The sequence below is a fragment of the Nonomuraea sp. NPDC050556 genome (genome assembly GCF_044457355.1).
Taxonomy (GTDB): Bacteria; Actinomycetota; Actinomycetes; order Streptosporangiales; family Streptosporangiaceae; genus Nonomuraea.
Map to the genome: position 1 here is coordinate 2,983,101 of NZ_JBITGU010000001.1, position 15,387 is coordinate 2,998,487.

At 69.5% G+C, this 15,387-nt stretch carries 25 protein-coding genes and 1 tRNA gene; 11 read left to right on the plus strand and 15 right to left on the minus strand.

Going from position 1 to position 15,387, the window contains the following annotated elements; genetic code table 11:
• Nucleotides 1-57: 57 nt before the first annotated feature.
• Entirely contained in the window at nt 58-1,008 is a 951-nt protein-coding gene (locus ACIBG8_RS14315) for a sulfotransferase family protein (RefSeq protein ID WP_397343145.1), read from the plus strand.
• Here the strand turns inward: ACIBG8_RS14315 and ACIBG8_RS14320 are convergent.
• Together ACIBG8_RS14320 and ACIBG8_RS14325 are read right to left on the minus strand one after the other, a co-directional pair.
• Nucleotides 995-1,885 (minus strand): hypothetical protein, encoded by an 891-nt coding sequence (locus tag ACIBG8_RS14320; RefSeq protein WP_397343146.1) that lies wholly within the window; start codon nt 1,883-1,885, stop codon nt 995-997. The genes ACIBG8_RS14315 and ACIBG8_RS14320 overlap by 14 nt on opposite strands.
• A gap of 53 nt (nt 1,886-1,938) precedes the next feature.
• The gene (locus ACIBG8_RS14325; RefSeq protein WP_397343147.1) at nt 1,939-2,280 is read right to left on the minus strand and encodes a winged helix-turn-helix transcriptional regulator; all 342 of its coding nucleotides are present in this window, start codon (nt 2,278-2,280) and stop codon (nt 1,939-1,941) included.
• 56 nt (nt 2,281-2,336) lie between these two features.
• Between ACIBG8_RS14325 and ACIBG8_RS14330 the strand changes: the two genes are divergently transcribed.
• A complete protein-coding gene (locus ACIBG8_RS14330) occupies nt 2,337-2,768 on the plus strand; it encodes a luciferase family protein (RefSeq protein WP_397343148.1) in 432 nt (143 codons plus the stop codon).
• On the opposite strand, the gene ACIBG8_RS14335 is transcribed toward ACIBG8_RS14330, so the two are convergent.
• Nucleotides 2,744-3,145 carry a PPOX class F420-dependent oxidoreductase gene (locus ACIBG8_RS14335; RefSeq protein ID WP_397343149.1) on the minus strand — a complete coding sequence of 134 codons (402 nt, stop codon included), beginning with the start codon at nt 3,143-3,145 and terminating at the stop codon, nt 2,744-2,746. The genes ACIBG8_RS14330 and ACIBG8_RS14335 overlap by 25 nt on opposite strands.
• Nucleotides 3,146-3,155: 10 nt before the next feature.
• Nucleotides 3,156-3,716: a TetR/AcrR family transcriptional regulator gene (locus tag ACIBG8_RS14340; protein WP_397343150.1), complete on the minus strand. Its 561-nt coding sequence runs from the start codon at nt 3,714-3,716 to the stop codon at nt 3,156-3,158.
• A gap of 59 nt (nt 3,717-3,775) precedes the next feature.
• Here ACIBG8_RS14340 and ACIBG8_RS14345 point away from each other — a divergent pair, with 59 nt between their 5' ends.
• Genes ACIBG8_RS14345 through ACIBG8_RS14360 form a run of 4 tightly spaced genes read left to right on the plus strand, consistent with a single transcriptional unit; the run spans nt 3,776 to nt 6,104 of the window.
• A complete protein-coding gene (locus ACIBG8_RS14345) occupies nt 3,776-4,336 on the plus strand; it encodes a dihydrofolate reductase family protein (protein WP_397343151.1) in 561 nt (186 codons plus the stop codon).
• A gap of 25 nt (nt 4,337-4,361) precedes the next feature.
• Nucleotides 4,362-5,423 (plus strand): dihydrodipicolinate reductase, encoded by a 1,062-nt coding sequence (locus ACIBG8_RS14350; RefSeq protein WP_397343152.1) that lies wholly within the window; start codon nt 4,362-4,364, stop codon nt 5,421-5,423.
• Nucleotides 5,420-5,893, plus strand: a complete 474-nt coding sequence (locus ACIBG8_RS14355) for a carboxymuconolactone decarboxylase family protein (protein WP_397343153.1) — start codon at nt 5,420-5,422, stop codon at nt 5,891-5,893. Before ACIBG8_RS14350 ends, ACIBG8_RS14355 begins: the two co-directional genes overlap by 4 nt.
• Before the next feature lie 7 nt (nt 5,894-5,900).
• Entirely contained in the window at nt 5,901-6,104 is a 204-nt protein-coding gene (locus ACIBG8_RS14360) for a hypothetical protein (protein WP_397343154.1), read from the plus strand.
• On the opposite strand, the gene ACIBG8_RS14365 is transcribed toward ACIBG8_RS14360, so the two are convergent.
• Nucleotides 6,076-6,621, minus strand: coding sequence for a dihydrofolate reductase family protein (locus tag ACIBG8_RS14365; RefSeq protein ID WP_397343155.1), 546 nt, complete (start codon nt 6,619-6,621; stop codon nt 6,076-6,078). The genes ACIBG8_RS14360 and ACIBG8_RS14365 overlap by 29 nt on opposite strands.
• A gap of 7 nt (nt 6,622-6,628) precedes the next feature.
• Nucleotides 6,629-6,970, minus strand: a complete 342-nt coding sequence (locus ACIBG8_RS14370) for a luciferase family protein (RefSeq protein ID WP_397343156.1) — start codon at nt 6,968-6,970, stop codon at nt 6,629-6,631.
• 163 nt (nt 6,971-7,133) lie between these two features.
• Between ACIBG8_RS14370 and ACIBG8_RS14375 the strand changes: the two genes are divergently transcribed.
• Both ACIBG8_RS14375 and ACIBG8_RS14380 read left to right on the plus strand, forming a co-directional pair.
• Nucleotides 7,134-8,276 carry a VLRF1 family aeRF1-type release factor gene (locus ACIBG8_RS14375; RefSeq protein WP_397343157.1) on the plus strand — a complete coding sequence of 381 codons (1,143 nt, stop codon included), beginning with the start codon at nt 7,134-7,136 and terminating at the stop codon, nt 8,274-8,276.
• Nucleotides 8,277-8,441: 165 nt separating this feature from the next.
• Nucleotides 8,442-9,053: a hypothetical protein gene (locus ACIBG8_RS14380; RefSeq protein ID WP_397343158.1), complete on the plus strand. Its 612-nt coding sequence runs from the start codon at nt 8,442-8,444 to the stop codon at nt 9,051-9,053.
• Here ACIBG8_RS14380 and ACIBG8_RS14385 read toward each other — a convergent pair.
• Nucleotides 9,046-9,246 carry a hypothetical protein gene (locus ACIBG8_RS14385; RefSeq protein ID WP_397343159.1) on the minus strand — a complete coding sequence of 67 codons (201 nt, stop codon included), beginning with the start codon at nt 9,244-9,246 and terminating at the stop codon, nt 9,046-9,048. The genes ACIBG8_RS14380 and ACIBG8_RS14385 overlap by 8 nt on opposite strands.
• 42 nt (nt 9,247-9,288) lie before the next feature.
• Between ACIBG8_RS14385 and ACIBG8_RS14390 the strand changes: the two genes are divergently transcribed.
• A complete protein-coding gene (locus ACIBG8_RS14390; RefSeq protein WP_397343160.1) occupies nt 9,289-9,774 on the plus strand; it encodes a hypothetical protein in 486 nt (161 codons plus the stop codon).
• On the opposite strand, the gene ACIBG8_RS14395 is transcribed toward ACIBG8_RS14390, so the two are convergent.
• The gene (locus ACIBG8_RS14395) at nt 9,771-10,250 is read right to left on the minus strand and encodes a hypothetical protein (RefSeq protein ID WP_397343161.1); all 480 of its coding nucleotides are present in this window, start codon (nt 10,248-10,250) and stop codon (nt 9,771-9,773) included. The two genes, ACIBG8_RS14390 and ACIBG8_RS14395, sit on opposite strands and share 4 nt — an antisense overlap.
• Nucleotides 10,251-10,386: 136 nt before the next feature.
• Here ACIBG8_RS14395 and ACIBG8_RS14400 point away from each other — a divergent pair, with 136 nt between their 5' ends.
• Nucleotides 10,387-11,043 (plus strand): 2'-5' RNA ligase family protein, encoded by a 657-nt coding sequence (locus ACIBG8_RS14400; RefSeq protein WP_397343162.1) that lies wholly within the window; start codon nt 10,387-10,389, stop codon nt 11,041-11,043.
• A gap of 16 nt (nt 11,044-11,059) precedes the next feature.
• Here the strand turns inward: ACIBG8_RS14400 and ACIBG8_RS14405 are convergent, their stop codons facing one another.
• The 4 genes from ACIBG8_RS14405 to ACIBG8_RS14420 all read right to left on the minus strand — a co-directional run bounded on the left by ACIBG8_RS14405 (nt 11,060) and on the right by ACIBG8_RS14420 (nt 13,194).
• The gene (locus ACIBG8_RS14405; protein WP_397343163.1) at nt 11,060-11,257 is read right to left on the minus strand and encodes a hypothetical protein; all 198 of its coding nucleotides are present in this window, start codon (nt 11,255-11,257) and stop codon (nt 11,060-11,062) included.
• A 2-nt stretch (nt 11,258-11,259) separates the two neighbouring features.
• Complete coding sequence (locus ACIBG8_RS14410; protein WP_397343164.1) at nt 11,260-11,910, minus strand: hypothetical protein; 651 nt, start codon at nt 11,908-11,910, stop codon at nt 11,260-11,262.
• 4 nt (nt 11,911-11,914) lie between these two features.
• Nucleotides 11,915-12,700, minus strand: a complete 786-nt coding sequence (locus tag ACIBG8_RS14415; protein WP_397343165.1) for a hypothetical protein — start codon at nt 12,698-12,700, stop codon at nt 11,915-11,917.
• A 62-nt stretch (nt 12,701-12,762) separates the two neighbouring features.
• A complete protein-coding gene (locus ACIBG8_RS14420; RefSeq protein ID WP_397343166.1) occupies nt 12,763-13,194 on the minus strand; it encodes a hypothetical protein in 432 nt (143 codons plus the stop codon).
• A gap of 88 nt (nt 13,195-13,282) precedes the next feature.
• Between ACIBG8_RS14420 and ACIBG8_RS14425 the strand changes: the two genes are divergently transcribed.
• Nucleotides 13,283-13,356 (plus strand) — tRNA-Pro (locus tag ACIBG8_RS14425).
• Here ACIBG8_RS14425 and ACIBG8_RS14430 read toward each other — a convergent pair.
• The 3 genes from ACIBG8_RS14430 to ACIBG8_RS14440 form a co-directional block, all read right to left on the minus strand.
• Complete coding sequence (locus ACIBG8_RS14430; RefSeq protein ID WP_397343934.1) at nt 13,322-13,630, minus strand: tyrosine-type recombinase/integrase; 309 nt, start codon at nt 13,628-13,630, stop codon at nt 13,322-13,324. The two genes, ACIBG8_RS14425 and ACIBG8_RS14430, sit on opposite strands and share 35 nt — an antisense overlap.
• 6 nt (nt 13,631-13,636) lie before the next feature.
• Entirely contained in the window at nt 13,637-13,801 is a 165-nt protein-coding gene (locus tag ACIBG8_RS14435; protein WP_397343167.1) for a hypothetical protein, read from the minus strand.
• Nucleotides 13,802-14,837: 1,036 nt separating this feature from the next.
• Nucleotides 14,838-15,209, minus strand: a complete 372-nt coding sequence (locus ACIBG8_RS14440) for a nitroreductase/quinone reductase family protein (protein WP_397343168.1) — start codon at nt 15,207-15,209, stop codon at nt 14,838-14,840.
• Between the last annotated feature and the right edge of the window lie 178 nt (nt 15,210-15,387).

The window sequence follows — 15,387 nt, forward strand, 5'->3', positions numbered from 1 at the left end:
GATGTCCATATCCATAATCCAGTTAGTCTAAGTAGGAAAAGTGGGTAATCATGGGTCATGCATCTGCCGGACTTCCTGGTGGTCGGCGCGCCCAAGGCCGCCACGACCGCACTGCACGCCGCGCTCGCACGGCACCCCGAGCTGTTCATGACCGCCGTGAAGGAGCCCAAGCACTTCCTCACCGACGGCCCGCCGCCACGCACGGGCGGTCCAGGCGACGCCAGGACCTACCGCGAGCACGTGTGGCGCCGCGCCGACTACTCCGCCCTGTTCGATGGCGCCCCACCTGGGGCGTTACGCGGTGAGTCCACCCCGTTCTACCTGTACTCCCTGGAGGCGCAGCGCCGCATCCACGCCGCGATCCCGCACGCCAGGCTGATCGCCGTGCTGCGCGACCCGGTGGAGCGGGCGCACTCCAACTGGACCCACCTGTGGTCGGCCGGCCTCGAACCGATCGGCGACGTGGTGCGGGCGTGCGCGGACGAGCCGCGCCGCATCGCCGCGGGCTGGTCGCCGTTCTGGCACTACCTCCAGCTCGGCCGGTACGGCGAGCAGTTGCGCCACCTGTTCACCCTGTTCCCCCGCGACCAGGTGCTGCTGCTGCGCTACCGCGACCTGGTCGACCGTCCCACCGACACGCTCGACCGGATCTGCGCCTTCCTCGGCGTCTCCACGGGCCTGCTGACCGAGGTCCCGAGGGAGAACGTCACCGCGCATCCCTCCCCCGGCGGCCGCCATCGGCTGCTGTCGCTGGCGGTCAGGGCGCTGCCTCCGCTGGCCATACCCCTGGAAGGTATGTTGCAGCGCAGCGGCCGCGCGCGGCGGCCGCTGACGTGGGAGCAGCGCAGCGCACTGATCGGCCACTTCGCCGACGACATCGCGCTGCTGCAGGAGGTCACCGGGCAGGACTACGGCGACTGGCTGCAGCCGAGGCAGCGCTCAGGCGGACTGGTCGGCAACCGGCCCGAGGGCCAGCGCCAGGCGCGCAACGGGGTCAGGAGGCTCTGAATTCCGTCATGAGCCGGTGCGTGCCGTCCTCGCCGGTGCACTCGTAGTAGAGCCTGCGCCCGCCGGGCACGTCGACGAGGTCGAGGTAGCGCAGCCCGCCGTACGGCGAGGACGCGACGGGGGTCGCGCCGAGCGGGGTCAGCGCGGCGGGGTCGGTGCCGACGGCGACGCCGGTGCGCTCCTCGTAGTTCTCCGCGGCGCTGGCCCTGCCGTCGTAGAAGGCCACGACCTCGTCGCCGAGGAAGCGCACGGCGCTGACGCGGGTGCCGCGCGAGTCCCACGCGCCGGGGCGGCCGCTCAGCGCGGTGCCGTGCCAGGTCCAGGTGAGCCCGTCGGCGCTGGTGGCGTAGTCGGTGACCATCTGGTCGGCCTCGTCGGGGTCGTGCAGCGGGTGGCAGGAGGCCCACAGGTGCCAGACGCCGTCGCGCCTGGCGATGACGGTGTCCTTGACGCCGGTCTTGGGGTCGCCGGGCAGGACCGTCCTGCGCTGGGCCGGGTCGAAGCCCGAGGGGTCGGCCGCCTCCAGCACCTCCACCCGCCAGTGCTTGGTGCCGTAGGTGGCGCAGCTCAGGTAGAGCCGCCAGCGCCCCTCCGGGGTACGCAGCAGCGTGGGCCGTTCCAGCGACTCGGCGTCCATCTGCTCGCGGCCGATCGTCAGCAGCGGCTCGAACCGCTCGCCGTCCGCCGACCTGGCCACGACGACGGCGTAGCCGCGGCCGTGCCCGATCGGCCTGCGCAACCGGTAGGCGAGGTAGACGGCGCCGTCGGCGGCCACGGCACTGGGCGCGCCCGCCCAGTGCCCGTCGCCGGTCTGCGGCGGGGCGACGGCGACGCGGGCGTTCGAAGGGTCGGGGACGAAGTCTTCAGCAGTCAGCACAGCCACGACGGTAGACCTATTTTCCCATTAGACGAGTAGGTATTACAGGTATTTTACCGCGCGCTGTCATAGGCGGCCTGAGCGGCCAGAACGTCGGGCAGGTGCGCGTCCGACCACGTGACCATCGCCTGGAACACCGGAACCAGCGAACGACCCAGCTCGGTGGCCTCGTACTCCACCCTCGGCGGCACCTCGGGGTGGTAGGTGCGCTCGACCAGGCCGTCGCGCTCCAGCTGGCGCAGCCGTTGCGCCAGCACCTTGGGGGTGATCGCGGGCACGCGCCGCTGTAGCTCGGTGAAGCGCTGGCGGCCGTCGTGGTTGAGCACCCAGAGCACCTGGGACGTCCAGCGCCCGAAGATCAGGTCGATCACCGGCGAGATGGGGCAGGGATCCACGGGATAGCCACTTTCCATTAGGTTATTACTATCCTCAGGATAGTAGCGTCCGAGGCATGGACACACGCAAGGGCCCGCGCCCCTCGACCAGGCCGCGCATCCCGCACCAGCAGCTCTCCCAGAACGCGCCCGCACACCTCCAGGAGGAGTTGTGGCGGCGCATGGCCGCCCTCGACGGCGTCACCACCGGCCCCAGCGGGATCTCGCTCCCGGACACGAGGGCGCTACACCTGACCCACGAGCCGGTGAGCGAGGTGTTCCTCATCGGCAGGGAGTTCGCCCACCTGCACGGCGCCGCCGACGGCAGCCTGCACATGGTCCTGTCGCCCGGCGACACCGAGGCGGCCATCGCCGCCGGGTGGGCCGAGCGGCACCCCGTCGCCCCGTCGGTGATCATGGTGTACGGCCCGCGCGACGACCAGGAGTTGGAGACGGTCTGGCGCCTGGTCGAGCGCAGTTACGCCTACGTCGCGGAACCGGCCACGTGATTCGGGGAGACCCGGATCACGATCCGCACGACCTCGGGCGGGAGCTGGAGGTACTCCTCCCCGGCTCCCGCCCCCTCGTACCGCTCGGCCAGCGCCACCGCGAGGGCGCGCCCCTCGTCCTCGGCCAGCGTGGCCGTGCCGCGCACCTCCACGTACGCCAGGGGGTCGCGCACGTCGTAGACGGTGAGGCTGACCCGCGGGTCCCGCGCGATGTTGCGGTCCTTGCGCCGCCCCGCCTGGGAGGAGATCAGGATGTCCTCGCCGTCGAGCATCAGCCACACCACCGAGGTCTGCGGGCTGCCGTCGGCGTTCACCGTGGCGAGCACGCCGGGGTTCACGCCGTCCAGGATCTTCTTCACCGAATCGCTCATCTGCATGCGGATCACCCTAAGCCGGGACGGCCCGCTCCACCGCGAGGTCCACCAGCGCGTTGAGCTCCTCCTCGCCGAACAGGCCGGGCAGCGTGAGCCGCTCCACCACCAGCCAGTTGAGCGCCAGGTAGAGCAGCAGCACCGCCGCGTCGTCCCCGGGCAGCCCGGACTCGCGGTGCCCGCGCACGTTGGCGTCCACGTCGGCCCTGATGGTCCTGGTGAGTACGGCACGCAGCTCCGGCCGCCGGGTCGCCTCCAGCCGCAGCTCCAGCAGCGCCAGGTAGCCGGAGCGGTAGGTGCTGACCCGGTCGACCACCTCGCGCATGATCTCCTTCAGCCGCTCCCTGGTGGGCGGCCCGGTCAGCGGCACGTCCTGCGGACGCAGCACCTCGTAGACCCGGCCGCCCGCCTGGGTGAACATGTCGTCCCGATTGGCGAAGTAGTTGGACGCCGTGCCGGTCGGCACGCCCGCCTCGGCGTCGACCGCGCGGAACGTCAGCCCGCGCGCACCCTCCCTGGCCAGCACCTCGATGGCGGCGTCCACCAGCGCGGCCCGCCGCTCCACGTTCCTGCGCACCACTTGACACCACTCCATCTGTAGTACTACGTTTGAACCACTACGAATGGAGTGATTGTATGCGCAAGCTCGTCTATTACGTAGGCATTTCCCTCGACGGTTACATGGCGGGTCCCGGCGGGGAGATCGACTTCTACCCTCTGAGCGACGACATGGCCGCCTACCTCAACGACCGCCACCCCGAGGTGGTCCCCGCCCACATCCGCGCGATGATCGGGCTGGACGGCACGGCCAGGCGGTTCGACACCGTGATCATGGGCAGGGGCACCTACGACCAGGGCGTGGCCAGCCCCTACTCACCGCTCCGCCAGTACGTCGTCTCCTCGTCGATCAAGGAGATCGACCACCCGGAGGTGGAGCTCGTCGGGAGCGACCCGCTCGGCCTGGTGCGCCGGCTGAAGCGGGAGGACGGGATGGACATCTACCTGTGCGGCGGCGGCATCCTGGCCGCGCAGGTCCTGCCGGAGATCGACGAGATGATCGTCAAGCTCTACCCGGTCGTGGCCGGGAGCGGCATTCCGGTCTTCACCGGCGAGTTCCGCCCGACCCGCTTCGACCTGGCCGACAGCCGCGGCTTCTCCAACGGGGCAACCGTCCTCACCTACACTCTGGCAAACTAACCAAGCGCTTGCTACGCTCCGCCGTATGATCTCCACGATTGTCTGGGGCACAGGCAACGTCGGGCGGGCGGCGATCCGGGCCGTCCACGCCCATCCCGCGCTGGAACTCGCCGCCGTCGTCGTGCACGATCCGGCCAAGGTCGGCCGCGACGCAGGAGACCTCGCCGGGCTGGAGGGCGAGCTGGGCGTCGCCGCCACCGGCGACGTCGAGGCGGCGCTCGCCGCCCGTCCCCAGGCCGTCGTCTACGCGGCGTCGGGCGACATCAGGCCGGACGACGCGCTCGCCGACATCCTCCGGGCGATCAGGGCGGGGGCCGTGGTCGTCACGCCGTCGCTCTACGCGCTCTACGACGCGCGCAACGCGCCGCAGGAGATGCGCGAAGCCGTACAGGCCGCTGTGGACGAGGGCGGCGGGTCGCTGTTCGTCTCCGGGGTCGATCCGGGCTGGGGCAACGACGTGCTGCCGCTGCTGATCAGCGGGCTCGGCTCCACCGTCGACGTGATCCGCTGCCAGGAGATCTTCGACTACACCACCTACGACCAGGAGGACTCCGTCCGCTACCTGGTCGGCATGGGCCAGCCCATGGACTACGAGCCGCCGATGATCGCGCCGACGATCCCGACGATGGTCTGGGGCGGGCAGGTCAGGCTCATGGCCAGGGCCCTGGGCGTCGAGCTCGACGAGATCCGCGAGACCGTCGACCGCCGCGCGCTCGACGACACCGTCACCACCAAGGCCATGGGCGACTTCGCCGCCGGCACCCAGGGCGCGGTGCGGTTCGAGGTGCAGGGCATCGTCGGCGGCTCGCCGCGCATCGTGGTCGAGCACGTCACCCGCATCCACGCCTCGTGCGCCCCCGACTGGCCGTCGCCGCCCGACGGGGACGGCGCGCACCGGGTGATCATCGAGGGGCGGCCGCGCATCGAGGTCTCCGTCGAGGCCACCGACGAGGGCGGCAACCGCGCGGCAGGAGGCAACGCCACGGCCGTGGGCCGCCTCGTGAACGCCATCGACTGGCTGGTGGCAGCAGAGCCAGGACTGTACGACGCGCTCGACGTCCCGCTGAGGCCCGGGAGGCTCTCGTGAACATCGACATCCCAGAAGGCAAGGACCCGATCGAGTACGTGTGGGGCGAGATGGTGCCCGGCATCGGCGTCGCCGCCTCGCACTTCTCGCTGTCCGTCTACGCGCACTCCACGCTGGGGCTGCGCGAGTTCGAGGCGGCCAGGCTGCGGATCGCGCAGATCAACGGCTGCGTGTTCTGCCTCGACTGGCGCACCGAGCGCGACGGGCAGAAGGTCGAGGAGTCGTTCGCCGACGCGGTGACCGAGTGGCGCACGACCCCCGACTTCGACGAGCGCACCCGGCTGGCCGCCGAGTACGCCGAGCGTTACGCCCTGGACCACCACGGGCTCGACGAGGAGTTCTGGGCGCGGATGGGGGCGCAGTACAGCCAGCTGGAGATCGTGGAGCTGAGCATGAGCATCGGCTCGTGGCTCGCGTTCGGGCGGCTCAACCACGTCCTCGGCCTGGACACCGCCTGCATCCTGCGATGATGGAGCGATGTCGCTTTTAGGGAAGATCGGCGTCGCGCTGGCGATGATCGCGGGCACGGTGATCCAGGCGTTGTGGATCCTGATCCTCGTGCCCGGCGGGTGGAAGTTGCTGCTGATCCTGGCGATCATCGTGGGGATCGCGGGCTACGGCTTCCAGGTCTACGTCGAGAACAGCCACCCCTCTAGCGAACGACGCGATACCAGACGTTGACGGCGTGCGGCACGTGGCTCACGTGCGTGCGCTCCAGCCTGACCTCGGCGCCGCCCGGGTGGTGGAACAGGCGCACGCCGTCGCCCAGCATGACCGGCGCGATGAGCGTGAGGACCTCGTCCAGCTCGCCCGCCTCCAGGCACTGGCGCGCGGTGTCGGCGCCGAGCACGTTGACGTACTTGTCGCCCGCGGCCTCCTTCGCCGCGGCGACGGCGCTCTTCAGGTCGCCGACGAAGGTGACGCCGGGGATCCGGGCGTCGGGCTCGTGGTGGGTCAGGACGAACTGCTCCCCCTCCCAGCCGCCGCCGAACGCCTTGCCGCCCCTTTCCTCGTCGTCCTTGTACGGGTCGTCGCCGCCGAAGGTGTTGCGGCCCACCAGGAGCGAGCCGATGTCGGCGATGAGGTCGTCCACCATCGGGTTCGGCCCGAGATGCGGCGTCAGCCAGGACATGTCGCCGCCGGGACCGGCGATGAAGCCGTCGAGCGACATGGTGACGGAGTAGAGCAGCTTCGCCATGGTTCCTCTACGAGTTGTGCGCCTGGATGGCGACGCTGGTGAGGGCCAGGAGGAGGTCGACGTCCGGGCCCGTCTCGACGTGGACGATCACCCAGGCGGCGTCCGCGCAGGTGGCCACCTGGTCGCAGGCGCGCAGCGGCGGACCCAGCCGGCCGATCGCCGGGGCGGTGAGGCGGAGCAGCACCTCGTCCCCGCTGGTCGGGCGGAGGATCTCGGTGCCCCTGACGGCGAAGGCCACGCCCCTGCGGGTGTCGTTCACCGCCAGAGCCGGCCACGAGCGCAGCTCGGCGACGGCCCGGGCCACGTAGGCCCCTTCCGTCCGCCGCCGTCTGAGGGATATCCCTGCCACAACCGCCATGCTCCTCCCCCACTCACCCGGCCGCCACGGACCGTTTCCCAACTGTTACGGGAACGGCCTTGGCAAACCGGGTGGAAACATCCCTCTAAGTGGCGATTTATGGTGGTTTCTGGCTCCTAGAGTCGTTAGTGACCCGACCTAAGGAGCATGAGCTGTGGCATCCGACCAGACCTTCCTCCGCGATCTCGTCGCCATGAAGGACGAGGTGGGCGTCGTGTCCCTCTACACCACCGCGGACCCGCGTGAGGAGGCGTCCACCCGCCCGGCCTGGGGCATCCGGCTGCGCAACGAGCTGGCCGCGATCCGCGAGCAGGTGGCGGGCGCCGAGCACGGCCCCGCCGTACTCGCCCGCCTGGAGTCCCTGGAGCCGGACATCCGCGAGCTCGTGGACGCGGCCGAGTCGGGGATCGGCCGCGCGCTGTTCGCCGCCGTAGCCGCCGACGACGTGCGCAAGATCTCGCTGCAGGTGCCCATCCAGGACTGCGCCGTCCTGGAGTCGACCGCCTACATCCGCCCGCTGGTCACCGCGATGGCCACCAGCGCGCCCGCCGGTCTAGTGCTGGTCTCCCGCGACGGGCTGCGGATCATCGACTACCGGTACGGCGTGGCGGAGGAGGTCGAGCAGTCCGCCTTCGACCTGGACACCGACGACTGGCGGCAGATGCGCGGCCCAGGGCCCGGCGGCACCAGCCAGCAGAACTCCACCCAGACCGACAGGTTCCAGCGGCGCGTCGACGACAACCTGCGCCGCTTCCTGCACGGCGCGGCGCCCGAGGTCGCCAAGCTGGCCGTCACGCGGGGCTGGACCGACGTGCTGCTGATCGGCGACGTGGAGCTCACCGAGGTGCTGGCGAGCGGGCTGCACCCGATGGAGGCCGTACAGGTCGACACGATCGTGGACAACCTGCCGCCGATCCAGGTGGCCAGGCACGTGGCGGACGAGCTCGCCACCACCCGCGACGCGCGCGACGGCGCGCTGGTGAGCCGGGCGCTGGACGCCGCCAAGTCGGGCGGGCGCGGGTCGCTGGGGCTCAACCAGACGCTGGCGCTGCTCAACGAGGGGCGGGTGGACCACCTGCTGCTGGAGGAGTCGGCGCAGTGGGGCGGTTTCCGCGGGCGCGACGGCTACCTGTACGACCAGCCGCAGCCTGGCCTGGACACCGTTCCAGAGCCCGACCTGGGCGAGCGCATGATCGAGGCGGCGCTCGACAGCAGCGCCACGGTCACCATCCTCACCCCGGAGGCGGCGGGACCGCTGGGGCGTTATGACGGGGTGGCAGCGTTGCTGCGGTGGTAGCGGGCGTCCGGACGGGCGAAGGGCGCCCAGTCGCCCGCCCGGTGGGTGTGTCCGCCCAGTAAGGACACGCAAGATCACTTTAGGGTCCGCGGGGTTGCGCCCAGGTTGCACGATCAGACCCTGGTCCGATGCGCTCCGGCTCGCGGCGGGGCCAGACTCGGTGGCATGCGGTTGTTCAAGATCATCGTGGTGGTCCTGGTGGCGCTCGGCGCCGTCGGGGTGGGCGGGGTGGCGCTCGCCTATCCGTCGGTGGCCGCCGCCACCTGCCCCGGCTGCTACGGCCTGGAGAGCATCGGCGACGGCGTGTACGCCGAGGGCAGGCGCGCCGACGTGTTACGCGTGGTCGCGGCGGCGCGGGCGCGGGTCAAGGCGTTCTACGGGGAGCTCAGGAGCTCACCGCGCTTGCTCGTCTGCGTCACCGAGAAGTGTTACTCCCGCCTCGGTGGCGGCGGGGAGAAGGGCGTCGCCGTACTCAACAGAGCGGTCATGCTGTCGCCGCGCGGCCTCGACCCGGTGATCGCGGCGCACGAGCTGTCCCACGTGGAGTTCCACGCGCGCCTGGTCAAGGAGGCGCCGCAGTGGGTGGACGAGGGGCTCGCGGTCGTGGTCTCGCAGGACTCGCGCTACCTGCCCGCCCCGGCGACCTGCCCGGCGGGTCCGCCGCTGCCCGAGACGCTGGACGCGTGGCTCGCCTCCCCCGCGTACGCGCGCGCCGCCTGCGAGGTGACCCACCGGCTCGACGCCCTCGTGAAGGAGTACACGGGCGTACTCAGATGAACAGGCCGCGGATCTGGGCGATGACCTCGACGATCGCCGTCACCTCTCCGGCGCGCGCGGAGAGCCTCTTGAGTGCGTCCAGGACCCGGGATCCGTCCGGCTCGGCCTCCTCCAGTTCCTGGCGAACGTCCGCCGCGTCCCTGCGCGCCCTCTCCGGCTCCGCGACGTGCTGGCCAGCCGTACTGAAGGCCATTCGCGTTCTCTCCCACGGCTTGACCCGGGTAGCATCCGGCGGATGATGGATCGCATCCGGGTCTGGGCGCGGGAGCTGCGGTATTTCCGGTTCTGCCGTGCGTACGGCGGGCATGCCAACGACGGCGACCACCTCCTGGCCGCCCTGCGCGTCGACACGCGGGGCGGCCTCCTGGAGGTGATGGACACGCTCGGCATTCCGGTGGTGACGGACGTTTCCTCACCGGTTCCCGGACAGGCCTACACGGCTGCCGAGTACGCCCGGTTCTCGTTGCCCATTCCCGGATTTCCCGACATCGCGCAGCCGGGGCACGTGGAGATCGCCGGGCACCGCGCGCACGTGTGGTGCCACGGCGAGCTCCTGCGGATCAGCGTGGCCGACACCGGTGATCCGTACAGCGTGACGGACGCCGCGGTCGCCGCCGCGCGGTCCATCGAGCCGCTCCTGCCCGCCGCCCGCGTCGTGGACCCGCCGCAGGACGACAGGAACTGCGTGTGCCCGCGCTACTACCCGGAGATCTGGGCCTAGCAGGACACCAGCAGCGACGTGATCGCCACGCAGGAGTCGCTGGCGGTGTCGTTGGCCGGGTTGCCGTCCTCGGGCGGCAGGCTGAACGAGCGGCTGGCGTTGAACGTGACGGGCAGCCCGATGGTCAGCAGCTCGGCCTTGACCCGGATCTGCGTGCTCGCCGACGAGCCGACCGGGATGGTGCCGAGGTTGCAGGAGACGATCCTGGTCTCGGTGTTGGCCGCGCAGTCAGCGGCGTCGACGAGGCGGAACTGCGCGGGGTAGGTGAAGCGGATCTGCGTCTCGCTCGCCTCGGACGGGCCGTAGTTCGTCAGCGTGCCGGTGAGGATGACGGTCTGCCGCAGCAGCCCCTGCGAGGCCGCGTTCAGTGAGACCCCGACGTCGGCCACCTCCCCGTCGGCCAGCGCGGGTGGAGCTCCGGTCAGCATCGCGCCGAGCGCGATCGCCGCTGCCAATGCGGTGGTCTTCGTCCTCATGGCTACCTCACCTAACTCTCACGACACGTTTCCGTGTGATCACAATCAGTGACAGATCAGGTTGAGTACAGCCATTTGCCCAAAGTGGCCAACACCGGCCAATCGCTTGACGCCTTCCTCTCCTATAGTGATCCTCATGGGCGATCTCCCGGTCTACGACGTCGTGCTGTTGCCGCCCCAGGAGGTCGACGACGCGTCGGTACGGCTGAGCCGCAGGTGCGCATCCTTCGCCGCCACCGAGTTCGTCCTGACCCCGGATGGCCCTTATTCACACTTGTCTCTCTTTATGGCGAATTTTGATTCTTCGGCATGCGCTGAGGCTTCTGCGCTTTTGCGCGGCCTTAGTGCTCGTACGCCGTCGTTGCCTCTTCAGGGCGACCACTTCTCCGGCAACGACCAGGGCATGTTCGAGCTGTTCTACCGCGCTTCGGCGGGTTTGACGAAGCTCCAGGAAGACGTCATCGCGGCCCTCGCCCCGCTGCGCACCGGGCTGCGGCGGCGCGACCCCGTGGGGCGGGTTCTCGCCGAGTACCGGCTCACCGCCCCGGCCGTCGCGCGCGACAACCTGGAGCGGTGGGGGTACGACGAGGTCGGCGAGCTGTTCCGGCCGCACATCACGGTGGCGCGCTTCGTGTCGCGCGGCGACGCGCTGTCCGAGCCGCTCGATCCGCGGCCGTTCTCCGGTCTTTTCACCACGCTCGCGCTGTGCGTCATGGGCGAGCACGGGACGTGCACCGAGATCGTGGAGACGTACGCGCTGACCGCGGAGGCACCCTCGCCGGCCGTGCCGTGAGGGTGCCCGCGTCTTGCTATCGGCGGCTACGGCCGCGCCAGTTGCCCCGCATGCTTCCTACGCTCGCCGTACCGATGCCCGCCTGGTGAAGGGCCAGCAGGGTCAGGCCGAGCAGCATGAACGTGGTTCCGCTGATCCCGCCGCCGATCCTGGTGTTGAGCAGGTCGAGCAGGAACCCGATCCCGAAGATGATCGCTGCGACAATCGCGAGCATGGTCAGCTCTCCTTTCCGCCGTGCAGGGTGAGCAGGCGCTCCAGCACGTCGCGGTACTCGCGCAGGGCCAGGCGGAGCTGCTCGGTGTCGTTCTCCGCTGTGTTCTTCCAGCGGTCGCGCATCTCGCTGGTGCGGGTGGAGAGGGCGCTCGTGAGGCTGGTCACGACCTCCTCGACCAGGCCGCCGGCGCGTTCCACGGTCTGGCGGGGCTCGTCGACGAAGGCCCACTGGAGGTCTCGCCAGCGCTCCTGAAGCTCGGCGGGGTCCTGGTCGAACAGCGGCGCGGCCTGGTGGTCCGCCGCCTCCTGGAACGCCTCGTCCCGGACTCCTGCGTCCTGGAAGGCTTCGTCCTGGAGGTCTTCGTCCCGGGCCGCTTCGTCCTGGAGGTCGTCGTCTTCGTCCTGGAGGTCGTCGTCGCGGATGGTTTCGTCGTGGGGGGTTACGTCATTCGTGACGTACTCGTCCTGTCCTGGTACGGCGTGCACTGTCGTCTCGTCCGCCTCGTCATCGAGCACGTTGCCGGGCTCGTTCGTCACGTGCGTGGTTCCGTGCTCGCCCGCCACGAAGGTGGCGTCGTTCTCGTACGGCCTGCCGTACCCGGTCTTGACCTCGGGGTCGTCTTCCATGCGCTGCTGCTCTTCGCGGTCGTTCATATGATCACCGTCCTGGGGGGTCGCGGTGGGCCGACCGGTCGTCGGCCCGCTCGGGCGGGTTGCCGTCATGCCTGGCGTCGTCGAGGTTCCTGACGTCGCCAGAGCTGCGCGTGGCATCCACGTCGTTGTGCCTGGGATCCACGTGCGCCGGGTCCACGTCATTGCGCGTCGGGTCCATGCCTGTGTGTTTTGCGGGCCTGGCGTCGTTGCGCCTGGCTCTCGTGTCGTCGTCGCGCCTGACGTCGTCGTCGCGACCCTCGTCCAGGAGTTCCTGGAACAGGGCGCGGTAGTGGACCATCGCCTGCCTGAGGTCCTCGGTCGAGGCTTCCTTCCTGGCGGCCCTGACGCTGATCTCGCGCGCCTGCCGGTAATGGTCGAGCGTCGCCGCGTGCCCGACCGACAGGTCGGACAGCCGCTGCTCGAAGTCGTCGTCGGGGTAACCGCGCTCGCCCATGACCGCGGTCACGAGGCGGTCGGCCTCGGTCACCGCTGATGCGGGCGCGTCGACGAATCGTTCCTGGACGTCCGTCCAGCGGTTGGTGTATTCGCGCCGGCTCTCGTCGCTGAGGGGCTTGAGGTCCAGCTGGTCGTGGCGCTGCTCGCGGGCCAGCAGTTCCTGCTCGGCCGTACGCCTGTTGTCGCTCTCGGCCATGAGCCGCTCGTATTCCGGGCCGAACCGGTCGCGGAGGCGGTTGCGGCGCTGTTGCTGCAGTACGACGTAGCCGACTGCGGCGATCGCCGCCACCACAACCACGACGACGGCTACCCAGATGAGGGTCTCGGTGGTCATATCTGTCGCCTCCGGGTCGTCGGGTTGACCCCGCGACTGCCCAGGAGACGCTGTCCGAAACGCTACGCTTCGCCGTCCTCCACGGCTTTCAAGGCATCAGCCAGGACTTTTGCGACATGTGAGCCCTGCGACGACACAGGAACCTCCACAAACCCCACCTCAGAGTCATAAGCCACATCCAACCCCTCGGCCGCGAGCCGCCTGGCCCAGCGGATAGCCGTGTTCAGCCGCTCAGCCGCCGGTGGCTTCCCCTGCGCGGCCGCCGACAGATTGCGCAGGTTCGTAGCAGGCCCCGACTGCCCATGCCTCCGCTCCACCTTCCACGGCAGCGCCGCACGATGATCGAGCATCGTTTTGGACAGTCCAGCCGCCCGCTTCGCCTGCAGCACCCCGGACTCGCTGACCCCGAAGTGCACCGCCAGCTCCTGCACACTGCGACCCGCCGCCACCAGCGTGGACAGCTCTTCACGATCGATGGTGGGCTTGCGGGGCACGGCTCGCCTCCGGGGTTTACGTGTACGCGGGTGGGTCGGATGTGCGCTAAGGTTATGACGTCTCGCCCCGCAGGGGCGAAGGCACAACCGGGACGTAGCGCAGCTTGGTAGCGCACTTGACTGGGGGTCAAGGGGTCGCAGGTTCAAATCCTGTCGTCCCGACGGTTGGAACAGGCCAGTAGGTCTGGGCGAAAGCCCGGGTCGACTGGCCTTTCTGCTTGTGTGGGAGATGATGCTGATCATCCAGACCGCCTTCAGTCGTGAGGTGAGCACTGAGTGCCATGCCTGCCGCAGCGATGGCGTCGGCGAAGGGGTGGAGATAGCGCTGGGTGGTGGTCAGCGCCCCATGCCCAGCGATCTTCCTGAGCACATGGACGGGCACACCGGCATCGGCCATCCAGGTGAGGCCGGTGTGGCGAAGATCGTGGCGGCGCAGGTACTCCTAGCCAAGCTTTGCGATGACCTCATCCCAGTGCGTGGCATCGCGAAGGACCGCCGCGGTGATGCGTCCGCCGCGAGGGCCGGTGAACAGCCGCGCCGCCGGATCCTTCCCCGCGGCCTCCAGCCTCCTGGAGACCAGATCACGAATCTCCAGGATGATCGGCACCTTGCGAGCCCGCTGCCCTTGGTGCCCTTGTCCACGGGCCCTCCCGGGCTTGGCGTGGTCTGCCTGCGGACGGTCCACGTCCACGTGTCGATGTCGCCGGCCGGACGCCTGACACCTCTCCTATGCGAGCCGCCGTGCATGCGGCGAAGATCACCACGTCTCCACATCCCGCATAGGTGTCAGCGGAACGTTCCACATGCCACGGCCAGACGCTCCGATGCCGCCCAGTTGGGCGGCGCCAAGGCTCGTGGATCGTCCAACTCGTCCTCGGCCCGCTTGTCCTCCATTCTCGTGACGGAGCACCAGCAGCTCAACGTCCTTGGACCGATCAGAGCGGACCCAGCACCGCCCGCAAGCCGAACGAGCACCTCACCAACCGGTAGAGCAGCGATGTCAACACCTGGCGGCAGTCGCAGCCGCGGTTCTGATCCCGCAGCACAACCCCAGTTCAGAGCACGAAACCGTATTTCCGAGCGGGACAGGTTGCTGCGCACGCTCGAGCTTTGGGTGACCGTGGGCACCAGCCGCGCCCCCATTCAGCAGGAGCACCATATCCGGCTGACCCGGCGGGCATCCAGCGGAAGCCGACCGGTTCCGGACCGGGACGCTGGTACGCCGAAGGACTGCTCCTGCAGGCGCTGGGCGAACCGGCCGACGTCCGTCGGCCCGGCCCGCGACCGGTCAGCCGGACGAGGATGACACCTGTTCACCCAGCGCGCCGAGCGACTCCTCGCCGCCCTCTGATTCAGATGTTCTCACTCACCGCCGTACCGATGAAGGCCGCAGTCAGGCCCGCGTGGGAGACGAACACCAGGTGCGAGGCGCCCTCGATCCGCGCGCCGGATCGCCGGGCCATGCGATCACCAAGTCGCCCCATCGGGACGAATCGCGTACCCGTAGATCTTCGTCGAGCTCAGGAATCGGGGTTCGACGCCGAAGTACTCTCTGAGCCCTCGCGCTCCGATCCCCGTAGCCGGTTCCTCTTGCTCGGCCTCGCCGCTGCGACCCGTCCGGTCCTGGCCCGCCGTTTCGGCTGTCACTCCTTCGAGGAGAGGCGTACGGTCACCATCGTCGTGATGTTCGCTGCGCGGGTGACGGAGTCGGGGTCGGGCCCGCCGTTGGTGTCGCGCAGAACTCCGTAGTAGCGGCAGTCGCGGGGTGTCTGGCGCAGGAAGCTCAGCAGGTTGCCGGCGACGAGCTCCTTGTCGGTGACCGGATGTGCGGTTCCGTGCAGTTGCCGACCGCGGACCAGTACGGTCACCGGGGCTCCGCCGCGGAGGTTCTTCCACCAGCCGCTGTCGGTGTAGCAGGTGATCGTGTCCTCGTGGCGCTGGTAGCGAACCGGGAAGGTGTAGGTCCTTCCGCTCTTGCGGCCGACCACGCGCATGATCATGGTATTCCGGCTCATGAGGCGATGAAGCGGTGATTGAAGCAGCGCTTTCACCAGGGCGTTGAAGAGCGGGGGGACGGTGGGTGGCGCCTGGCTTGTGGTCATGGCTCCAGCTCGAATTCGTCGCGGTTACCAGTGCCTGCGCGCTTACCGAATGCTCATTCGGTAAGCGTCAAGCTACGACCAGATACTCCGA

Bases quoted from the DNA above. Each gene is read 5' to 3' on its own strand.
- ACIBG8_RS14315 (WP_397343145.1), top strand. From the start codon at position 58: ATGCATCTGCCGGACTTCCTGGTGGTCGGCGCGCCCAAGGCCGCCACG.
- ACIBG8_RS14330 (WP_397343148.1), top strand. From the start codon at position 2,337: ATGGACACACGCAAGGGCCCGCGCCCCTCGACCAGGCCGCGCATCCCG.
- ACIBG8_RS14335 (WP_397343149.1), bottom strand. From the start codon at position 3,145: ATGCAGATGAGCGATTCGGTGAAGAAGATCCTGGACGGCGTGAACCCC.
- ACIBG8_RS14345 (WP_397343151.1), top strand. From the start codon at position 3,776: ATGCGCAAGCTCGTCTATTACGTAGGCATTTCCCTCGACGGTTACATG.
- ACIBG8_RS14350 (WP_397343152.1), top strand. From the start codon at position 4,362: ATGATCTCCACGATTGTCTGGGGCACAGGCAACGTCGGGCGGGCGGCG.
- ACIBG8_RS14360 (WP_397343154.1), top strand. From the start codon at position 5,901: ATGTCGCTTTTAGGGAAGATCGGCGTCGCGCTGGCGATGATCGCGGGC.
- ACIBG8_RS14365 (WP_397343155.1), bottom strand. From the start codon at position 6,621: ATGGCGAAGCTGCTCTACTCCGTCACCATGTCGCTCGACGGCTTCATC.
- ACIBG8_RS14380 (WP_397343158.1), top strand. From the start codon at position 8,442: ATGCGGTTGTTCAAGATCATCGTGGTGGTCCTGGTGGCGCTCGGCGCC.
- ACIBG8_RS14385 (WP_397343159.1), bottom strand. From the start codon at position 9,246: ATGGCCTTCAGTACGGCTGGCCAGCACGTCGCGGAGCCGGAGAGGGCG.
- ACIBG8_RS14390 (WP_397343160.1), top strand. From the start codon at position 9,289: ATGATGGATCGCATCCGGGTCTGGGCGCGGGAGCTGCGGTATTTCCGG.
- ACIBG8_RS14395 (WP_397343161.1), bottom strand. From the start codon at position 10,250: ATGAGGACGAAGACCACCGCATTGGCAGCGGCGATCGCGCTCGGCGCG.
- ACIBG8_RS14400 (WP_397343162.1), top strand. From the start codon at position 10,387: ATGGGCGATCTCCCGGTCTACGACGTCGTGCTGTTGCCGCCCCAGGAG.
- ACIBG8_RS14405 (WP_397343163.1), bottom strand. From the start codon at position 11,257: ATGCTCGCGATTGTCGCAGCGATCATCTTCGGGATCGGGTTCCTGCTC.
- ACIBG8_RS14410 (WP_397343164.1), bottom strand. From the start codon at position 11,910: ATGAACGACCGCGAAGAGCAGCAGCGCATGGAAGACGACCCCGAGGTC.
- ACIBG8_RS14415 (WP_397343165.1), bottom strand. From the start codon at position 12,700: ATGACCACCGAGACCCTCATCTGGGTAGCCGTCGTCGTGGTTGTGGTG.
- ACIBG8_RS14440 (WP_397343168.1), bottom strand. From the start codon at position 15,209: ATGAGCCGGAATACCATGATCATGCGCGTGGTCGGCCGCAAGAGCGGA.